Origin of the sequence: Pseudomonas pudica, assembly GCF_015680405.1 — a bacterium.
Classification (GTDB): Bacteria; Pseudomonadota; Gammaproteobacteria; order Pseudomonadales; family Pseudomonadaceae; genus Aquipseudomonas; species Aquipseudomonas pudica.
The window spans coordinates 104,197-122,335 of sequence record NZ_JADLJS010000001.1; the positions used below are offsets into that span (position 1 = coordinate 104,197).

Annotated in this window: 13 protein-coding genes; 4 read left to right on the forward strand and 9 right to left on the reverse strand. The window is 55.2% G+C overall.

What is annotated here, in order from left to right; genetic code table 11:
* Positions 1 to 11: 11 nt before the first annotated feature.
* Both IRZ77_RS00485 and IRZ77_RS00490 read right to left on the reverse strand, forming a co-directional pair.
* A complete protein-coding gene (locus IRZ77_RS00485) occupies positions 12 to 1,286 on the reverse strand; it encodes a nucleotidyltransferase domain-containing protein (protein WP_196172595.1) in 1,275 nt (424 codons plus the stop codon).
* A 13-nt stretch (positions 1,287 to 1,299) separates the two neighbouring features.
* The gene (locus IRZ77_RS00490; protein WP_230386281.1) at positions 1,300 to 2,838 is read right to left on the reverse strand and encodes an SAVED domain-containing protein; all 1,539 of its coding nucleotides are present in this window, start codon (positions 2,836 to 2,838) and stop codon (positions 1,300 to 1,302) included.
* Positions 2,839 to 3,531: 693 nt separating this feature from the next.
* Between IRZ77_RS00490 and IRZ77_RS00495 the strand changes: the two genes are divergently transcribed.
* The 3 genes from IRZ77_RS00495 to IRZ77_RS00505 all read left to right on the forward strand — a co-directional run bounded on the left by IRZ77_RS00495 (position 3,532) and on the right by IRZ77_RS00505 (position 7,532).
* Complete coding sequence (locus IRZ77_RS00495) at positions 3,532 to 5,991, forward strand: AAA family ATPase (RefSeq protein ID WP_196172599.1); 2,460 nt, start codon at positions 3,532 to 3,534, stop codon at positions 5,989 to 5,991.
* Complete coding sequence (locus IRZ77_RS00500; RefSeq protein WP_196172601.1) at positions 5,988 to 6,755, forward strand: HNH endonuclease; 768 nt, start codon at positions 5,988 to 5,990, stop codon at positions 6,753 to 6,755. Before IRZ77_RS00495 ends, IRZ77_RS00500 begins: the two co-directional genes overlap by 4 nt.
* Positions 6,756 to 7,199: 444 nt before the next feature.
* Positions 7,200 to 7,532: a hypothetical protein gene (locus tag IRZ77_RS00505; protein ID WP_196172602.1), complete on the forward strand. Its 333-nt coding sequence runs from the start codon at positions 7,200 to 7,202 to the stop codon at positions 7,530 to 7,532.
* A gap of 504 nt (positions 7,533 to 8,036) precedes the next feature.
* On the opposite strand, the gene IRZ77_RS00510 is transcribed toward IRZ77_RS00505, so the two are convergent.
* The 4 genes from IRZ77_RS00510 to IRZ77_RS27135 form a co-directional block, all read right to left on the reverse strand.
* The gene (locus IRZ77_RS00510; RefSeq protein WP_196172603.1) at positions 8,037 to 8,216 is read right to left on the reverse strand and encodes a hypothetical protein; all 180 of its coding nucleotides are present in this window, start codon (positions 8,214 to 8,216) and stop codon (positions 8,037 to 8,039) included.
* Between the two features lie 199 nt (positions 8,217 to 8,415).
* On the reverse strand, positions 8,416 to 9,225 hold the full coding sequence (locus tag IRZ77_RS00515; protein ID WP_196172604.1) for a DUF4365 domain-containing protein: 810 nt from the start codon (positions 9,223 to 9,225) through the stop codon (positions 8,416 to 8,418).
* 775 nt (positions 9,226 to 10,000) lie between these two features.
* Positions 10,001 to 11,041 (reverse strand): GGDEF domain-containing response regulator, encoded by a 1,041-nt coding sequence (locus IRZ77_RS00525; protein WP_196172612.1) that lies wholly within the window; start codon positions 11,039 to 11,041, stop codon positions 10,001 to 10,003.
* 210 nt (positions 11,042 to 11,251) lie between these two features.
* Positions 11,252 to 12,160 (reverse strand): site-specific integrase, encoded by a 909-nt coding sequence (locus IRZ77_RS27135; protein ID WP_196172615.1) that lies wholly within the window; start codon positions 12,158 to 12,160, stop codon positions 11,252 to 11,254.
* A 173-nt stretch (positions 12,161 to 12,333) separates the two neighbouring features.
* Between IRZ77_RS27135 and IRZ77_RS00535 the strand changes: the two genes are divergently transcribed.
* A complete protein-coding gene (locus IRZ77_RS00535; RefSeq protein ID WP_196172617.1) occupies positions 12,334 to 13,311 on the forward strand; it encodes a DNA-binding protein in 978 nt (325 codons plus the stop codon).
* Between the two features lie 596 nt (positions 13,312 to 13,907).
* On the opposite strand, the gene IRZ77_RS00540 is transcribed toward IRZ77_RS00535, so the two are convergent.
* From IRZ77_RS00540 to IRZ77_RS00550, 3 genes are all read right to left on the reverse strand, one after another.
* Positions 13,908 to 15,179 carry an OprD family porin gene (locus IRZ77_RS00540; protein WP_196172619.1) on the reverse strand — a complete coding sequence of 424 codons (1,272 nt, stop codon included), beginning with the start codon at positions 15,177 to 15,179 and terminating at the stop codon, positions 13,908 to 13,910.
* A 109-nt stretch (positions 15,180 to 15,288) separates the two neighbouring features.
* Positions 15,289 to 16,506 (reverse strand): fumarylacetoacetate hydrolase family protein, encoded by a 1,218-nt coding sequence (locus IRZ77_RS00545; RefSeq protein WP_196172621.1) that lies wholly within the window; start codon positions 16,504 to 16,506, stop codon positions 15,289 to 15,291.
* A gap of 49 nt (positions 16,507 to 16,555) precedes the next feature.
* Complete coding sequence (locus IRZ77_RS00550) at positions 16,556 to 18,136, reverse strand: aldehyde dehydrogenase (NADP(+)) (RefSeq protein WP_196172623.1); 1,581 nt, start codon at positions 18,134 to 18,136, stop codon at positions 16,556 to 16,558.
* Between the last annotated feature and the right edge of the window lie 3 nt (positions 18,137 to 18,139).

Here is an 18,139-nt window from a genome sequence, read left to right on the forward strand (position 1 = left end):
CTCCCCACTACTCAAGCGAGTCCAGTCGTAACCGGAGTGGCTTTAGGTTTTGGGGTCTCTATTGTAGGCAATACGCCGACCCCGCCAGTCGGCGCCGGAATACCGAACACCTCCCGCACACGCTTGGAAATAGCTTGTGGTTCAGTTAATGCCAAAATGGTTTTGAGATCCGCTGACAGCGCATCGCACCAGGTCATAAAGGATCGGAAACGCTCTCCCCCATCATCATTCCACTTCTCGGCAAAATTCTCTCCCTCGACGGTGGGGTTATCTACTCGATACTTGCCGTCAAGCTTAAGCACCAGGTGCGGCATGTAGAGCGCGAGCTCATTCAGCACCTCCACCGGATGCTGGAACACACGCCCCAGATCCGCCAAGCCTTCATAGCAAGTGGTCAGTAAGGTAACAATGATCACCGAGATCGGCTTGGTCCCCCCTTCAATGAGGCCACGCCTTACGCACATGTCCCGATGACGCTTGAACAGGCGAATGGCTACTCGGAGGGTATCGGTAATTTCCACGGTTTGATCTGGCACTGGTGCAATGCTATCCATTACCCGGTTCTTCGCCAATGCCTCCATCGCTGGGACAAGAATCAGCGCACGCTTGGCGGTATCGTCCACCCACTTGCTCATACCGGCCGGATTGGAGGTCTTCCAGCTTGTAGTAGGGGTATCCACCACTGCCAATGCCGTTCCCTCGTATCGCACAGCGCGATAGCGCGGAGCCATGGACTCATACGTATTCCGAGGAACAGTATTCAATGGTACGGATGGCGTGAACTCCAGGTAGAACGACCGCTGTGGGAAAGGGATATTCCAGCAACGCCTTTTTGCTTCAGCGTTCAGATCAACCAAAGCCTTCCCAATGGATTCAAAAAATGCCATTGGCTCGGAGGCTTCGATACAAGAGATATCCACCTGGCATACCGCGTCGATGTCAAATTTCTCTTTTCCATTAGGCGACCGTATCAAAGTTTTGGTACTGACCGAGCCCTGAGGCAGAATTGATATCGCTTCGGGTGGCCACGAAAGATTGGAAGCGAGCAGCTCAGCCACTTCCTGGTAAGCCCCCTTGGCAGCCTCGATTTCCTCATCACGCACCGCGATGTGCTCATTCACCGCATTGAGCGCTTTTTCCCAATGCGAGTATTCGAGCTGCATGCTTCGAGAGTCGGACGCCAGGCCATCGAGTAGACCCGCATACGACTCAAAGGATTTCTTCAATCGAACAGGGCGTGACCGTTCGGCGTGGATCACCAGCTCAGCACTTTTGGTTTGACTCATGGCATCAGGCTCGTTATCGAAGAGGAATAGTGATGGACTGCTGCCCGTGAGTGGCAGATACGTGATGACCTGTGATTGATAGGGCAGGAACAAATTGGAAGTCGCGACCTGCGCGGTCATAAACCACGTACTCGGGGTGGTGACCTGCTTGTAGCATCTGGCCGAAACGGAACACCGTGCTGGCAGGGCTGATCGCGATTAGGTGGACCTTTGCAGCTCGCATCACGTCTTGAGCATGAACAATTGCTTTGCGCGCAGCTTGCGAGAACTGCTCAAGATCCTCCGGACACCCGATACAGTCAGCTCCTGTCTTTGACGTGGTCACGCGAATCCAGGGGATCTCACCGGAATCGACCGCGCGCCTGAATTCAGGGGAGAGTGCATCCTCATCAAGAGTGGCCGAAAGCTCGAGCGTTATAAGAACTTCGTCTGCGCGAACTGCTGGCAAAGGGCTGACGTTGAATGTACCTGGTAAAGGAGGATTGGCCTTTGGATCCCACGCCCAGGTCTTGCGAACCTTGTCGTACTGGAAGACTTGAATGGCCTGCGCTTCACCCATCACTCGACCGGCCAGAACCAAGGTAGGGATATGGTGCAGAGGGAAGATGGCCAGATTTTCGGTGCTCAAGCCGCTGCTGGAATTGAACCCGGTGACGAGCTCTCGAATATGATGCTCATGCTCCCGCAAATATTGGTACCAGAACTCTGGCAGATGACGGTCGTCTCGCTGTGATCTGCGGCGCACGTAATGAACGACACCTGGCTCCATGGCTCGTCTGGTCGCCACAATGGCCTCGATCAGCTCAGAGTCGTGAAAGTAGGTCGGCACGTTTGCCAGGTTTGCATGCAAAGTCACCGCTTTAATGCGCGGAAATGCCAGTGAATTCAGATAGTTCCGGACGATATCCCGGTGAGACTGGCGCATCTCATTCAGGATTTCGGCGGTGTAAAACTGAGGTGCAAACGAATCAATCAGGCGATGGTGCTCATCACACATCAACATGATGTTATCGGGGACATTGGCGAGACGGTGCGAGTCAGCCTGACTTCCTCGCGGCCCTTCGGGGTCCGATGCAACGATGTGTGCCAAGTATCCAACTCGGGCAGCTTTGGTCCACAAGGCAATCTCTGACAGATCATGCGCGCAGCCTTCAAACATGCATCTTGCACCCGCATCAGCCCAAACTTTTTGTGCCGTTTTCTCCGAGATCTCTGGTCCCCGACCACTGGTCCTACCGAGCAGCCCATCCCGAGTGGCGAGGAAAACATCCACTTGGGATTTACTCTGTACGAGCATAAATGCCCACGAGTTGTCTGCGGTGTGGGCGGAATGCAAGGCTTCAATCCCCATGTGGAGACAGTAGAGCAAGCCTTTTTGGGCCAGCTTTTTCAGACTTGATTTTGCTTTCGATTCCGGGTCAGCTGGGTGTAAAACGAGACTCGTGTCATCGAGATCAACCAGCTTACAGAGGTACCCCGCCGTGACATACGCCACCCGGTGCTTTTGTGTGAGACATCCATCCAGCCAGGCAGCCAATTCCTGGTCGCTCAAATTGCTTGTAGTCGTGGAGCTGCGTGACGAGGTTGAAGCGCCTGAAGACATTTAATCGCCCTAATCCGTGACCGAGTTTACATCGCGCTTCTTACAGGTGAGGATGAAAAACAAAAAATCAATGGCAATGTGCCATTTTCTTCAGGCCCACACCATTTACGGAGGAGGACTGTCGTCCGAACCATCGCTTCGACGGAATCGGTTAAGTGCCTTGATAAAAATATCCAAGAGCATCATAAGATGCTGCTTGCCCCATGCTCGCTGCGGATCGCCGAGTTGGGGGTTCGCATACCAACGCAGCCGGGCATCGCTTCCCACGCCGTGCCGGTCTATCATTGGAGGATCATGACGAAGGGGCTTTCGGATCGCCGCACGCATTACCCAATTTTCTGTCCGCACGGCATTTGCGCTGCGTCTGTGGTCCTCGAACGCAGCGCTGTGAAGTCGCTCGGGTGATCCAGCCAGCGAAAGTCAACATAACTCGATGATCAAAAGTGCATCAACAGCGGGATGGACTGGCTTGGCCAGCCAAATTCAACCAGTGCTTTTTTTACAAGAAGGGCAACTGATACGATTGTCCGGCGCTGAGCCCATCTTGCACTAGCAGCTTCTTCCGCAGCAAAAACAGCACAGCAGGAGCGCCAAAAGCGCCGCCTATTCTCCATTTAATATATTAAGCAATGGTAGCTCAAGATGTTTGATGAAAAGGATTTTTTCGCTGGCAAATTTTGGAGTCTACTGAAGAAGCGCGTTGCCTCGCGCGAACGGAACGATGAGCTCCAAGTGGACAAAGCCCTGCTGCAGATGCTGTTTATTGTAGCTCTCGACCGTGAGCTGGTATCGATTTCGCCCAAGCGTTTCCATTTTAAAGATCTCATCCAATCAAAAGAGGATCATGAGTTCGATGGACAATGGCGGAATATCCGAGAAGAAATAATTAGCATCATGGACTTGCCGCCTCGGATAGATTTTTTTGCACCGATCATCGACAGACTCTTCTTTACGGAAGCATTCCAGGCCATTGACAGTGAGCTACCTCGCTCGCCTGATGAAGCACTGAGGCTGTTCGATTATCTATTTTTCGCCAGCGCGGCCGCTAACCTCGGAGCCAGCTCACGCTACCTGAGTATGGTTGCCAGATTCTCGAGCATATTAGCTGGTCAAATCAGCCGGCGGGTCGAGGCATTTGCCTTGACGGGCGAATTCTTAACACTTACCCCCTCCAGCACGACGACCATCCGTCCAGAATGGCCCACCGCCTATGTTCGATCGATAAAGGGTTGGGAGTTTGAATTTGAGCTTCGCATGGAGTTCCTGCATGCCAACACGAAGCAACTCGTCGAGAAGAGCTTCAATTCCATACAGCTGTCGCGAGGAGACTTCGTTCTAATCAATGCCCCTCGGAAGCTGGCAAACAGTGCTTCGACTGGCGCTCAACAGCCGCAGATACCCTCCACCGCCGTTACCTCAATCCAAATGCTGGATGCATTGTTGAGCCGCAATCATTTTCTCGAAGGTGTGGTAGTAGTTCCCGGTTTAGATCGGACCGCTTCCAAAACAGAGCTCAGACGTGTTCGAGAGTGGCTCGTTGAATCGAAGATGCTGGTTGCGGTGATCGATTTCCCCTCGGGGAGCCGGAACGTGACCGTGTCTCATAGCGCCTGGGTGCTGCGTGCCCATTCGAACGCTTCGCGAGAATCCGTGCTAATGGTAGACACGCGATCACTGCTCTCCCCCAATCATCGTGGGGGCTGGATCGCACTGGCGGAATTCGCGGCTCGCTTGGTCCTGACCTGGGAGAATGATCACCGACCTACTGACTGGTCATCGCAGGAGATCACTAACGCCAGTGACAAACGTCTGCACAATATCTACACACGGGAGTTTAGCGAGGGTTATCGTGACGTACCGGGCCTCTGTGCACTTGTATCGAGGACTGAGGTATTGGAGAACCATGCACAGCTACGAGCGCATGACTATTTGAGCAGTCAGCCCCCCCGCCTCTGGGCCTCTGGACTTGATCATACCGTTATCACAGAGATGCTAGCCGCTAAGCGACAGACCCGCGAGCCGATCTATGTGATTGGAAATAATGGTGCGGGGAAGAGCTTGTTGCTGCGTGAGATTGCAGAGCTGTCGGTTAAGCAAGGTTGCGCAACCATCGGTGTAGCATTTGGTTTCAATGATCGCTTTCCCCATCGCCCCCAGAAGAATAACGAGGATGTTCTTTTTCACTACGAGGGTAGCCGCGGCACCGGCTCGACCGCGTCATTGAAGAAGCTTGCCTTGGACATGGGTAAAAAGATCTATGACATTCATTGCGACGCTCATCGACTCGCCGCCTTTAGCATGGGATTGGAGCTCTTGGACTTCAGGGCACGGCGCTACTTGATGCCCTACGCAGCTGACTCGAGCGTTCAAGACAACCACCTAATGATCAGCTCGACCGTGTTGCTAAGTGATCTCGCCAGTGAAAATATCAATTTAGTTCAGCCGAAGGCTCTAGCGGCTATGCAGCCTGCGCTGGGACGCATGAGCGCACGAAGCGAAATCACGCCATTCTCCGAGCTAAGTTCGGGAGAACAACAGATGCTGGCGTTACTCGTGAAAGTCATAGCTTCGGCAACGCCTAACGCACGCATTTTGATCGATGAACCAGAGATCAGTCTGCATGTGAGTTGGCAGCGCTTGTTGCCCATCATGCTGAGTAAAATGTGTGAGCACTTCGATTGCGACATGGTGATTGCGACTCACTCCCCTCTTCTGGTTACAAGTGCATTGACCGTCAGCAATTACTGCTTTGTGGCGCAAGATCAGCAACTGATTCCTCTGCGCGTTCACGACCGCGGCTCTGTTGAGCGCGTGCTATTCACTGGCTTTGGCACCCATACTGAGAACAACCGACAGGTCCACGAACGATGTGCAGCGATTGTTTCCGAGGCAATCAAAGCTGTGAACGCGGAGGATAAAAATCTACAGATCGTCACTCGCTTGGAAGAGGAACTGGTTGTCATGCAGCGCACCGTAGACGCTGCGACTGGACAGTTGCGCAGCTCATCCCTTGATAGCGAACTGGACCTGATCGAAAAAACTCGCGAGGCATTGGGCCAGTTGCAAGCCTTGGTGCAAGAGACGGGGGAGAGCGGGCAGTGACTCTGTTACCCGTCGGTCGCGACCAACAAGTAGAAGAAGCGCAATATTTGGCCAACAGCCATCGGCGAAAGAAGCGTCGCCCCCATGCAGCGAAAATCATGCAGGACGAGAACTTCTTTGATGCTGCGCGTAGGGAAAACCGTGATGTGTGGGCCGAATTCTACGCGACTGAGTGGCAAACACCGGCAGGCGCAATAACCGGATCGGATCTGATGTCCGCCCTACGCGACCATTTGGCTGAACTGCAGGGGGAACAGTGTTGTTATTGCCGGCAGGCCTTGCTTAAAGGCGGCCACTCGCGCCCCATAGAACACGTGCTATCCCGGGCTGAGCACCCAAGATTCACGCTGCACTTTTGGAATCTTGCCGTCAGCTGTGAACGCTGTAACCGGCTCAAGGGCAGGACACAATCTGAAAACTTTGGACGTGAGCTCGTTAACTATCCCAGCCACACAGACTTCGTCTCCCAGTATCATCCACGGTTGCATGAGTATGACACGCACTTGAAGTACACCGTGATCATGCAAAATGGCGTGACTATACCGTTGTATGCTGGTCGGACCGTCCATGGTCGAAACCTCTGCTCGCAGTTTTTGCACGCCGCAGCTGTGGAGATAACCCTTTTATCGCCTAAGTCAGCGCTGCATGAGGACTTGAGCACCATTCAGAAGTTCATCATCAGTCATGATGAGGCTGCGATCGACAAGGTGCAGGCAGCTCAGATCGCTCTAATTGAGGCGATGGTAAAAGCTGCCACTGGTTGATCGACATGCGTGCAAGGTTCCATAGCTGACCTAAACGCAGCTTGGTGATCCAAACCCGAAGGGTCAGCTATGGCCAAGGCCCTTGGCTGCAGCTCATAGCGCTGTTGGCACGTGCCCATTGACTGCGATAAGCAAATCTACTTAGACCCACTATCGGATCGCAACATCAAAATGCTTGGAAAGAAATGCTTCACCTTCGGAATTACGTGGTTGGCGTCCTTACATCGCCGCCTTGTACTCAGACCGCCGGGATACTTAATTCTGAAGCACAAGGAACTGATTAGCGTCACATCTGAAGCCTTAGCAGCTTTCGGAATTCTCGCGGCAGGAGCCACCTTTACCTACGACTCGTACCAAGCTCGCCAAAGTTCGTTAACGGGAGCGATAATCTATAGCACTCCTTCGCACATATCTTTGCTAGTCAGTAATGATGGAGGTAAGGATTTGGTTATCCAGCGTGTAACCTTGCGCTCTGGACTCGATATCGAAAGTACCGTCGTGATCGACCCTAAGGGGTTGTTGGTGGAGAAGGGAAAGTCGAAGATTCTCTCGTCCAATCGCTCAAAGCTCAACAGCACGGTCCAGTTCCGAGCACCTCAAGACGGCGAGGAGCTGATTGCCCGCCAACCGACTACGCCGTGCCAAGCATTGATCGACTATGTGGTGGCGGGTAACCAAAGCCGCACGGCGTTCATTGATTTCATATGCCATGCTGCTACGTTGTGGGACAGCGATAATTTGGAGTTTATCGAACAGTTGCTTTATCCACAAAACTAAAGTGCCAACGGCCGAAATGAGTTACGCAACACCTGGTGCGAATTATACGGCCCACTCGCCAAACGGCGGAAACAGGTAGGACAGGCAGAAAGCAGTTAGCACGGCTGCCCGCATGGCTTTCTGAAGCAGTCCATGTCCCGGTTTTGCGGCTGGAAGTAATTTCGTTAGCGGACTTGATGCCACACGAGGCTAGCCAGCATGCCCTGACCTCCGCGTTGTCGCAGGCTGCGGCACTCCAATGGGCCAGGACACAGCGCACTGAACTCTAGTGTGGGTAACAGGCCTTCCCTTTGCCATGATCCACACCCCCCTGGAGGCGAACGTGCGCAAGTGCATTGAAGCAAAAAAAGCTGGGCCAAAGCCCGACGCCAGTCAGTAAAGCCAATTGGGGCCGCTCTACGGCCCATCGCGACGCAATGGGTGCAATGCAGCCCCGGTGGCAGCGGATAAACGCTAACTGACTAGCATGGGCCAAAGCTCGCCTTTTGCTGGAAATTGCTCGAATCAGCAGCGCGGTGCCAAATCGTCACGCGGGCTAGCCTTGATCGACTTACCAGCAAAGGCTGAAGCTTCAACCTTGCTAAAAGCATCAATAACCGCATCGTTGAAGAAACTACGGTACTTCGGCGATTGGTGCAGGCGATCCAGCTTGGCTTTCAGGATGCTGTTGACTTTAGTGTTCATCTTTGCCTACCTCGAGGTTGTCTCCATCATAATGTTTGATGAGGTCGCTCAATTATGATACGGAGAATAATCTTACATTAACTCATTAGAAGGCTTCGCTGCGCTGAATGCCAATTTGCATTTCCGAGTGCCTCTTATGCGGCACACCGGCCGAAGAACGACGCGGATTAGATGTTGGGGGGATGGTCATAACGACTCGTTATTCTATCTCGCCGTTCGTCAAGGAATGCCACTGGGCCCGCAAATACTCCCTCTCAAACTCGTCCTCCTCATAATCGAATAGGTTGCGTTGGAGCTTTTCAAGCTCGTCCAGGGCCAACAGCAGCACCATGATTTGCTGCGAAGCAAGCGGTTTTTTTAAAGCGCCCAGCGTAGCATGAGCACGACCAATCAGCTCTCGAGGCACGCCCGCGCCGAAGTCGTCATCCAAGCCCGAGCCGGCTCGCCCTGCAATTCTGAGCTGCCTGCCATAAATCTTCTGTGACAGGCTCCATAGGTCATTTGCATACTTCCTGGTCCGCGCTTCAATGAGATCCGCGATTTCGCTTTGGAAATTACTAAGCTCGATACTCATTCCAAAGGCATCCTGCAACGCTCCGCAAGGATTCATCAACTGACTAGCAATCGCCACATCGATGGGGCGAGGACCACACGGCTGCTCTTCGAGCATACAGGCCTTAACGTCATACAGGCGCTCGCGCATTGCGATGCCAATATGTGTTGCGCCACGCTGCATGTACTCACAAAGCGCTGAAGGCATTGCGGAGAAACAGTTGAAACCCGTGTTTTTCAAAACCTCAAGCGTCACGGTGTCCTGTTGCCTCCAAGCGTCCTGGCGTGGAATCAGCTGTTCGATCGGTTTGCCCCAATAAATCACGCCTGTCTCTGGATCAGCCACCAATAACAAGGTGGGGTTGGGCAGTTGCAGCCAATACCTGGCGGTTCTGGTTTTGACAGGAATCGTAGCCTTGATCGGATCGCCTTTATCCTTTAGGGGAAGCACTTGCATTGTACGTTGAACATCTTGCCCGTAGGCCGATCGTCACTCCTCCATTCGCACATGAAATCGACTCCGATATCGACTTCAGTAGCCACCCGGTTGACGAAAGCGACTTTCGAGAGTGCTAGCGCCACGATATCGGCGGCTTGCATGCCGCGTCGCTGACTTTCAGTTTGTTGCGGCAGTGTCATCGCGAGCCCTGTGCGTGCGGAAAACGTTTGATGTCAAACAGACACTACGTGATTCGGCCGTCGTCATACAAGGTCAACGACCAGATCCCCCTCTCTTGACGAAACGATCTTAGTACTGAAAGCCGCAGGCTGATTCGGTTCGAGCGAGACCTATTCGAGACAGGGGTGTGTCTGTTTACCCTCTTGAGTGGAAGCAGGGCCACCCACAATCGGTAGGCCACAGCCTGCGGGTCTTCGGAGGACCAACCCAAACGGTGCTACCAATATCCCCTCGGCAACCGACGCTGAGAGCGAGTCTGGCCTGGTGCGCAGCGTGATATCGGATGTCCCTTTAGTTGGCGAAGGACGGTTTTTGGCCAAAAGCTGCCGGTCCCGCATGGCCGCTTCCGATCCGCAGCAGACCTCGCCCTAGCTCAGTTGTCAGCGTCATCGCGGGAGAGCCAGAGGCCACAGGATTATCACCAACCTCCAGGTCCACGTTTAGCTGTGGGTGCCCATCTTGGCGGCGGGCGGCAAAGCGCCCCTTGCAACCAGCGCTCGCCGTTGGTCGCCTCTTGTCAGTAGGCGGCATGGGGGCGTATGACAGAAAAAGTTCAGAATTCACTTTCTCTATAAATCGCCACCTGATTACGCCCGCGGCTCTTTGCCAGATAAAGCGCCTTGTCAGCGCACTCGATTAGCATTTTGCTGCTGCCTAAACGTTTCGGGGCAAATGTGGCGAGACCAATACTAACTGTGACCACCGAGTTAGCGGACGGTGAGCAGTGCGGCATATGCAGTAATTCCACTTTCGCACGCAGCTGTTCCGCAATGGCTTTGCCTTCATCTGAGGACGCTCCTGGCAAGATAGCCGCGAACTCTTCCCCTCCGTAACGTGCTGGCAAGTAACTCGCATTCACAATCGTATCTCGCACTGCGGACGCCACACATTTGAGTGCCTCGTCGCCAGCAACATGGCCAAATCGATCGTTGAACACCTTGAAAAAATCGACGTCAATCATTAGCAATGAGATCTCTAGATTCTCATTACCTTCACGCCGCCAATGTGTATCTAGAAATTCGTCAAAATGCCTTCTATTTGAGAGACCGGTCAACCCATCTGAATTTATCAATCGTTGCAACTCATTATTTGCACGTTGCAAAGCAAGATTTGTGTCTAACAACTGTTGCTGACTAACCCTTAAGGCACGGTATGCTTCATCGCGTTGTAACGCGCTGTTAAACGAACGGGAGTGATATCGAAGGCGAGCCAAAAGCTCAATCGGATCCGGTAGCTTCACCAGATAATCACTACACCCAACTTCAAAGGCGCGACTTTTAATTACTGGGTCTTCCTTAGTGGATAAAGCCACTATCGGTACATTGCGAGTCTTAGTAGTGTTTTTATAGTTTTTTATCAATGAAAAACCATCAACCCCTGGCATGACTAGGTCTTGAAGAATCACGGTCGGACTAATTTTCTCGGCCTCAGCAACGGCTTGCGTCGCATCAGCGCAGTAATGAAACTGTACGTTACTTTCACCAGCAAGGTAACGGCGGACGGCCTCGCCAATCATAGGTTGATCATCAACTACCAGAACAATGACGGTGTCGTCTTCAGCCTTCATTAACAATTGAGTAGATATTTCATCCATGTCGCGCCTCGCTTGGCATGTCGCAACCGATTTTAAATTTATATACCGTTAATTCGATGAAGCGACAACCCTACTGCCCGGGTCGCAATCGCTCTGTATTTTACTAGTCATGAAGCGAAATGCGAGAACATTGTCAATCAACACCGGAGGCTTTAAAAGATCCCATAGGACGAAATGGGCCCAGACAAGCGCATTAACGCCATCCGGCGTTCAGCGTGCCCACTCACCGAAAGGCGCGTCGCCATCAATGTAGCGTGCGGCCGTTTGCACATCCCGCCAACCCACATAGTCCATCAGGGCTTTTGTGCTCCATTGGTTTTCACTCGCCCAGCTGGCGAAGCCTCTCCGGAGTGAGTGTGCCGAATACCCCTCCGGGTCGAGACGGCTGCGAAGGAAAACCTGGCGCAGCAATCGCGATAAACTGTTGGCGTTGAGTGCTTGCTCCCGTATATGCCCCCAGCGATCAATGGAGCGAAAAAGCGCGCCCTCGGTGAGCCCGCTTTCATTCAACCACACCTCATAAGCAGCAACCGGACACAGACGCTTGAGTGCCGGAACCTTGACCATACGGCCGCGGTTGCTGCGGTCGGATTTACTACTCGGCAAGAACAGCTCCAGCCCCTGCGCTTCGCGCAACTGAATGTGCTCAATGCGCAACCGACTCAACTCATCGCTGCGAAACGCCCGCCAGAAGCCAAGCAGGATCAGCGCCTGATCACGCGCAGCGCGCAGCCTTACCGCTGGCAACGGATCCGCAAGCTCCTCAGCCAATTGGCTGATGCAGATTTCCAATTCTTTGAGCGCCAGGGCCTCGGCCTGCTTCACCGGCTGCGGATGCAGCGCCTGAATACCCTTCAGCGTATCGCGCACCCGATAGGATTTGGTGGGATCGGGAAAGCCCAATTGCTGGTGCCAGCGCGCCAAGGCGGCCAAGTGCACGCGCAGGGTTCGGCTCGTCAGTTGCTCGCCGTAATGCGTGAGGTAGCGCACCACACTTTCGCTGGAGGCGGGCAGCAACCCACCCCACTCCGTCTCGAAGTGCGCGATGGCCTGGGCGTAGCGCCGCTCGGTACTGGCGCGACGCGCGGCCTGGAGATAACGATCGGGCGAAGTGTCCACCACCGCCTCCGTCTGTACCCCCGAGAACGGCAAATCACCGCTAAACGCGCTATCACGTTCGAGAAACTTGGCTTCTCAAACGTCAGTCTGTCCGATTATTGGTACCGGATCAGGCGCCTGTACACGTGTACTTCCATACTGATTGAACAGTACGAAAAAGTGGGAGCAGAGCCATGGCCCGCGCTGGTATCAACAAAGCCCTCGTGCAGCGAGCACGGGATGCCCTCCTCGCGCGTGGTCTGTCACCCAGTATCGAGGCCGTTCGAGCAGAGCTCGGTCACACGGGTTCGAAGACCACCATCCTTCGCTACCTGCGTGAACTGGACGTAGCAGAACCCAATCCGCCACAGGTGAATCTGTCGGAAGAATTACAGGCGCTGCTGCAGAGTCTAGCTGAGCGTTTGGCCAACGAAGCGCAGGCCACGGTCGCCGTCGATCGCGCCCGCCTGGAACGGCAACAAGCGGCCTATCAGCAGCAGCGTGCGGTGGAGGCGGCGCGGTTCGAGCAATTGCAGGTGGCACATACCGCAGAGATGGAGGCCCACCGGCAGTTGCGTCTGCGTGAAGTGCAACTGACGGGCCAACTGCAACTGGCCGAAGGCGAGCGACGGCGTCTTGAAGAGGCTTGCCGGCAACAGCTTCACCTGCTCGAGGAGCGGGCGACGACGATCCACTCGCTCGAGTCCAAACACCAGCAGGCGCGTGAATCCCTGGATCACTTTCGCCAGCAGCATCAACTGCAACGCCAGGAAGAACTGCAACGGCATGATCAGCAGTTGAGTCAGTTGCAAGCCGAGGTGCGAGGATTGCGTGAACAACTCGCCGTTCGCCGGGAAGAGCTGACACAGCTCTACCGGGACTTGGAACGCACTACCAGTACGCAGGGCTACCAGCAGCAACAGCTCCGGCAGCTCGAGCGTGAGTTGAACGCCGCGCAGCAGCACTTGGCCGCCGAGAAGCTGCTCACGAACCAGGCGCTTCAGCAGGCAGAAATAATGGCGAGTGAGAACATGCTGCTTCGCGAGAAGTCCAGGTCTTACCTCCTCGCCCACCGACATGACCAGCGCCTCCTGCGTGCGCAGGCACAACAACTGGCACGCCTGCGAGGCTTGGTCGAGCCGGGGTCATCCGACGGTCCAATTCCTCAATGAGGGATCAAGCCCGGCGCGGAGTCGTCCCACCTCACGCGAGCGTCGCTGTGTACTTCAGCGCATGCGGAGCAGGAAAGTTAAGAAAAAATGCTGAAGAACTACAAAAATGAAGATTTTCATGGGCCGTTCAAGAAAAAAACTGACGTCCAAGAATTTCTGAACAGATAATTCCCGGATAGCCTCATCCACTCAAGCACTAAGCTCGCCTGCCACAGAGACCTGGCGGTCCCTAGTTACGACGCGGGGTCCTGCTCACGCAGGCCGGATTGTGGGCTTACGGATCACATCCTGAAATTGTGTGGTAGGCGGCCACTGATTACCAGACGGATAGCCATGTCTATGTGCCCCGCCCTTCACCGTGAAACGGCCATTCTGGAGAATGGCAACGCACGTTTCTCAAGAAGCGGGGATTTCTTGACTGCCGAAGCGTTCGCAGCGCTGCCCCGGAATAATTGACTCAAATAACACCGACCAAGCGCAAGGTACAGCATGCCTGTTTTCTGAGAGAATAGTCGTTCCACAAATGACCCCCGCTAGAAAAAGCCAGGCCGTTTTCAAACGCCTGCCGCGGGCACAGGCCGCCGCCTACCCAACAATCAAAACAGCGAAAGCGGATAATTTATGACCAAACGATTTTCATTGAAGCTTGTATTGGTACCCCACCCCCGACGCAACGTCGAGTTACGCCATTTAATATTCAAGTCCTTGAGCGCGCCGGACTGGAATACATAAGCAAGCTCGGTCTCCCGCCCCCACTCCTTGACGCCGGTCTCACCGCCTACATGAATGCCGCTACCTTTGATATAGCGGTTCATGAGGACCAGGCCCGGAACGCCCAATGCCACAAAATTATAATCGTGACGCACCTGCCAGGAGCGCTCATTGGCATTTTCGTAGCTGGAACTGAAGCTATCGTTGGCCAGCGAGCCACCAGAAGTACCGTTGACTTTCATCCAGCCGTCTTGACCGGACACCTTCTGCAGCCCAATGTAGAAGGTGTTCGCGCCGTACATCGCTGAAAACAACCCGGACCAGGTGCGGTTGTCGAGATCCCCAGCCAAGGAGCGCCCGTCATCTTTACCCGTGAACCATTGGATGTTGGCACCCAACGTCCATTTTCCGATGGGCTGGCTGTGAGTGATCTGGATCATCTGCTGGCGGTAGATATCCTTCAACTCAGCCCCCCATCCACCGATCAATGTCCGCTTATCATTGAACGTGTACTCACCCCCCACGAAGTTGAACCGATCCGAAGTGATACCCGGTTTTTGGGCAAGGAACATATCTTCCATGCTGGCATCGTTTCGTGGGCTGTTGGCACGGAATTGGCCACCATACAAGGTGAGATTTTCTATCTCTCGAGAAGTGATCTGCGCACCTCGGAACGTCTGCGGCAGCGAACGCCCGTCATCTGAACGCAAGATCGGCAGTGTAGGCATCCATTCGCCGACCTTTAGCTCCGTCGCCGACACCCGCACTTTTCCGGCAATCGCCAGCCGTCCGTAATCATCCGCCGCACGGCCATCGTCATGTATCGGCAGTAGTTGGGTTCCAGGCGTGCCACGGCCACCGTCCAGCTTCACAGCGTAAAGCCCCAACGCATCCACACCAAACCCTACCAGACCCTGAGTGAATCCGGACTTGTAGTTCAAAATAAACGCTTGGCTCCACGCTTCGGCCTTACTTTGAGTAGCCGAATCGCTGACATAATTTCGATTAATATAGTAGTTACGCAGGTTCAACCCTGCCGTTGAATCTTCGACAAATCCATTTTCAGCGGCCTGCACACTAATTGCTATGCTCAGCAGCGGTACGACGAACAACACCTTTGCGTTATTTAATATAGATTCGGATGCGCGGATTTTCATTTTTATTATTTCCATCACAGACAGATTATAGGAACACAACCCCGCACGTTGGATATTCATCCAACGTGGGTTAATACAACTTTTCTTGTTGGCTGGCGCAGCGCGCGGTTCAGATCTGGCGCGCGGTCGTCGCTACTTCCAGCAGGCCACGACGACCGAGGCTGTCAATCAGGGAGCGCAGGCCAAACTCCCACTGCGGTGCCTGGTCGCTGGTAGTGACGCGGTTGGAAAGCGTGCCCAGTTGTACGTTGCTGATGCTCACCACATCGCCACGCTTGTGAGTAAAACCGTTGCCGGGCTGGTCACGGTCCTGCTTGGGCGCAAACAGCGTACCGAGGAATAGCACCAGACCGTCAGGATACTGATGGTTTTCGTTGAGGGTCTGTTCCACCAAATCCTCTGGGTCGCGGCTGATCTGGCGCATCGAGCTACGGCCGGAGAGCACGAAACCGTCCTCGCCTTCGACCTTCAGGTCGACTTCAGCGTTGCGTACATCGTCCAGGCTGAAGCTTTCGTCGAACAAACGCAGGAATGGCCCCAACGCGGTGGAGGCATTGTTATCCTTTGCCTTGGAAAGGAGCAGTGCGCTTCGGCCCTCAAAATCTCGCAGATTGACGTCGTTACCGAGCATTGCGCCTTTGATGCCACCATCGCTCGATACCGCCAACACCACTTCGGGTTCCGGGTTGTTCCAGCTCGAGTTGGGATGAATACCGATGTCCGCGCAGTGGCCGACCGCCGACAATGGCTGGGCCTTGGTGAACACTTCAGCATCTCGACCAATGCCCACTTCGAGGTACTGCGACCACAGCCCCTGTTCTACCAGTACCTTTCGCAGCGCTTCGGCCTGGGTGGAGCCCGGCACGATCTGCGAGAGATCAGCACCGATGCGGCTGACCAAGTTGGCCCGCACCGCATCAGCCTTGGCCGGGTCGCCCTTGGCCTGTTCTTCTACAACACGCTCCAGCAGGCTGGTCGCGAATGTTACGCCCGCGGCCTTGACCGCTTGCAGGTCGATGGGCGCCAGCAGCCAAGGCTGGTTCGGGTCACGTCGAATCGGGTCGCTGTTGGCCAGCAGTTGCGACAATTCGGCCAAAGGTTCCGCCAGCGGTATAGCACGCAGGTAGGCCACCGGGTCAGCCACCTCCAACAGGGCTGAAACGGTCGATACATAGACGCTGATGTCGTGTACGGCACCGGCGTTGACCAGCACCACCGCAGGCCCCTGCTCCGGCAACCAGACACGCCCTACCCAGCTGCCAGTCTCGAACACGCTGGCGTTGTGGTGCAATGGCAGTGGCGCGCTGGCATTCAATCGTTCGGTCATGTGTTTACCCTTACTGTATGCGTCGAAAAGGTGAGCAGGTTCGCATCCGTCAGCTCAAGGCTGCGCTGCTGGGTTTACCATCGACCAGGCGCTCGATACCCAGTGGGTTGGCGTTCTGCAAAGCAGCAGGCAGCAAGGCATCAGGTAGGTTCTGGTAGCAAACGGGGCGCAGGAATCGGTCGATGGCCAAGGTGCCGACCGAGGTGCCACGGGCATCGGAGGTTGCTGGGTACGGACCGCCATGGACCATGGCATCGCAAACCTCTACGCCGGTGGGGTAGCCGTTCAGCAAGACCCGACCCGCTTTGACCTCCAGTTTGCAAAGAAGGTGGCCGTAGGCGACCAGGTCTTCACTGTCTGCCTGCAGCGTGGCAGTCAACTGCCCCTGCAGCGCGTCGATCGCTCGTACCAACTCCTGCTCGTCAGCCACTTGGACAACCACGGTGCAGGGGCCGAAGACCTCTTCCTGCAACAACTCGTCATGCTCCAGCAGCAGGCTGACATCCGCTTCGAACAGGTGCGGTTGTGCTTGATTGCCCTGCTGCGCCGAGCCGCTCAGCCGGGTCACACCCGGATGTGCCAGCAATGCCTGGAGGCCTTTACCATAACTGTTCAACGTGCCAGGATTGAGCATCGTTTGTGCAGCCTGCTCGGCCATGTGCCCGGCCAGGTCGTTGATGAACGTGCTAAACGCAGGTGAGCGAATACCCAGCACCAGCCCGGGGTTGGTACAGAACTGCCCACACCCCTGCACGACGGAGGCAGTCAACTCCTTGGCGATGGTGGTACCGCGATTGGCCAACGCCTGAGGCAGTACCAGCACGGGGTTGATGCTCGACATCTCAGCGAATACCGGAATCGGTTGCTCCCGTGCGGCCGCCATGTCACACAGCGCTCGGCCACCTTTGAGTGACCCGGTGAAGCCCACCGCCTGGATGCCGGGGTGCTTGACCAACGCCTCTCCAACGCCGCTGCCGAAAATCATGCTGAACACGCCTGCGGGCATGCCCGTGCGTTCCGCTGCCCGGACCAGCGCCTGCGCTACGCGTTCAGCAGTCGCCATATGACCGCTATGCGCCTTGAATACCACTGGGCAGCCAGCAGCCAGTGCAGCAGCCGTGTCACCACCAGCGGTGGAGAATGCCAACGGGAAGTTGCTGGCACCGAACACCGCCACCGGCCCTACACCGATACGGTATTGACGCAGGTCCGGGCGCGGTTGCGGGCTGCGCCCTGGCAGCGCCTGGTCGATTCGGGCACCGTAGAAATCGCCGCGACGCAGCACCTGGGCAAACAGGCGCATTTGGCCACTGGTGCGACCGCGCTCCCCCTGAATCCGCGCCGCGTGCAAGGCGGTTTCCTGGGAAACCAGCGAGATAAAGTCCTCACCCTGCGCGTCGAGCTCGTCCGCAATGGCGTCGAGAAATTCGGCACGACGGGTCGCCGGCAGGTTTCGGTACGCTGTAAAAGCAGACACGGCACCGGCGACGGCGGCGTCCACTTCCTCCAGCGTGGCCTGGCGGAAACCACCGGGCAAACGCTCACCGGTATGTGCGTCGATGCTGAATACCAAGGTGTCACCCTGGCCGCTGCGCTGGCCTGCAATAAAGTTGTATCCGCTAACGCTCATAAG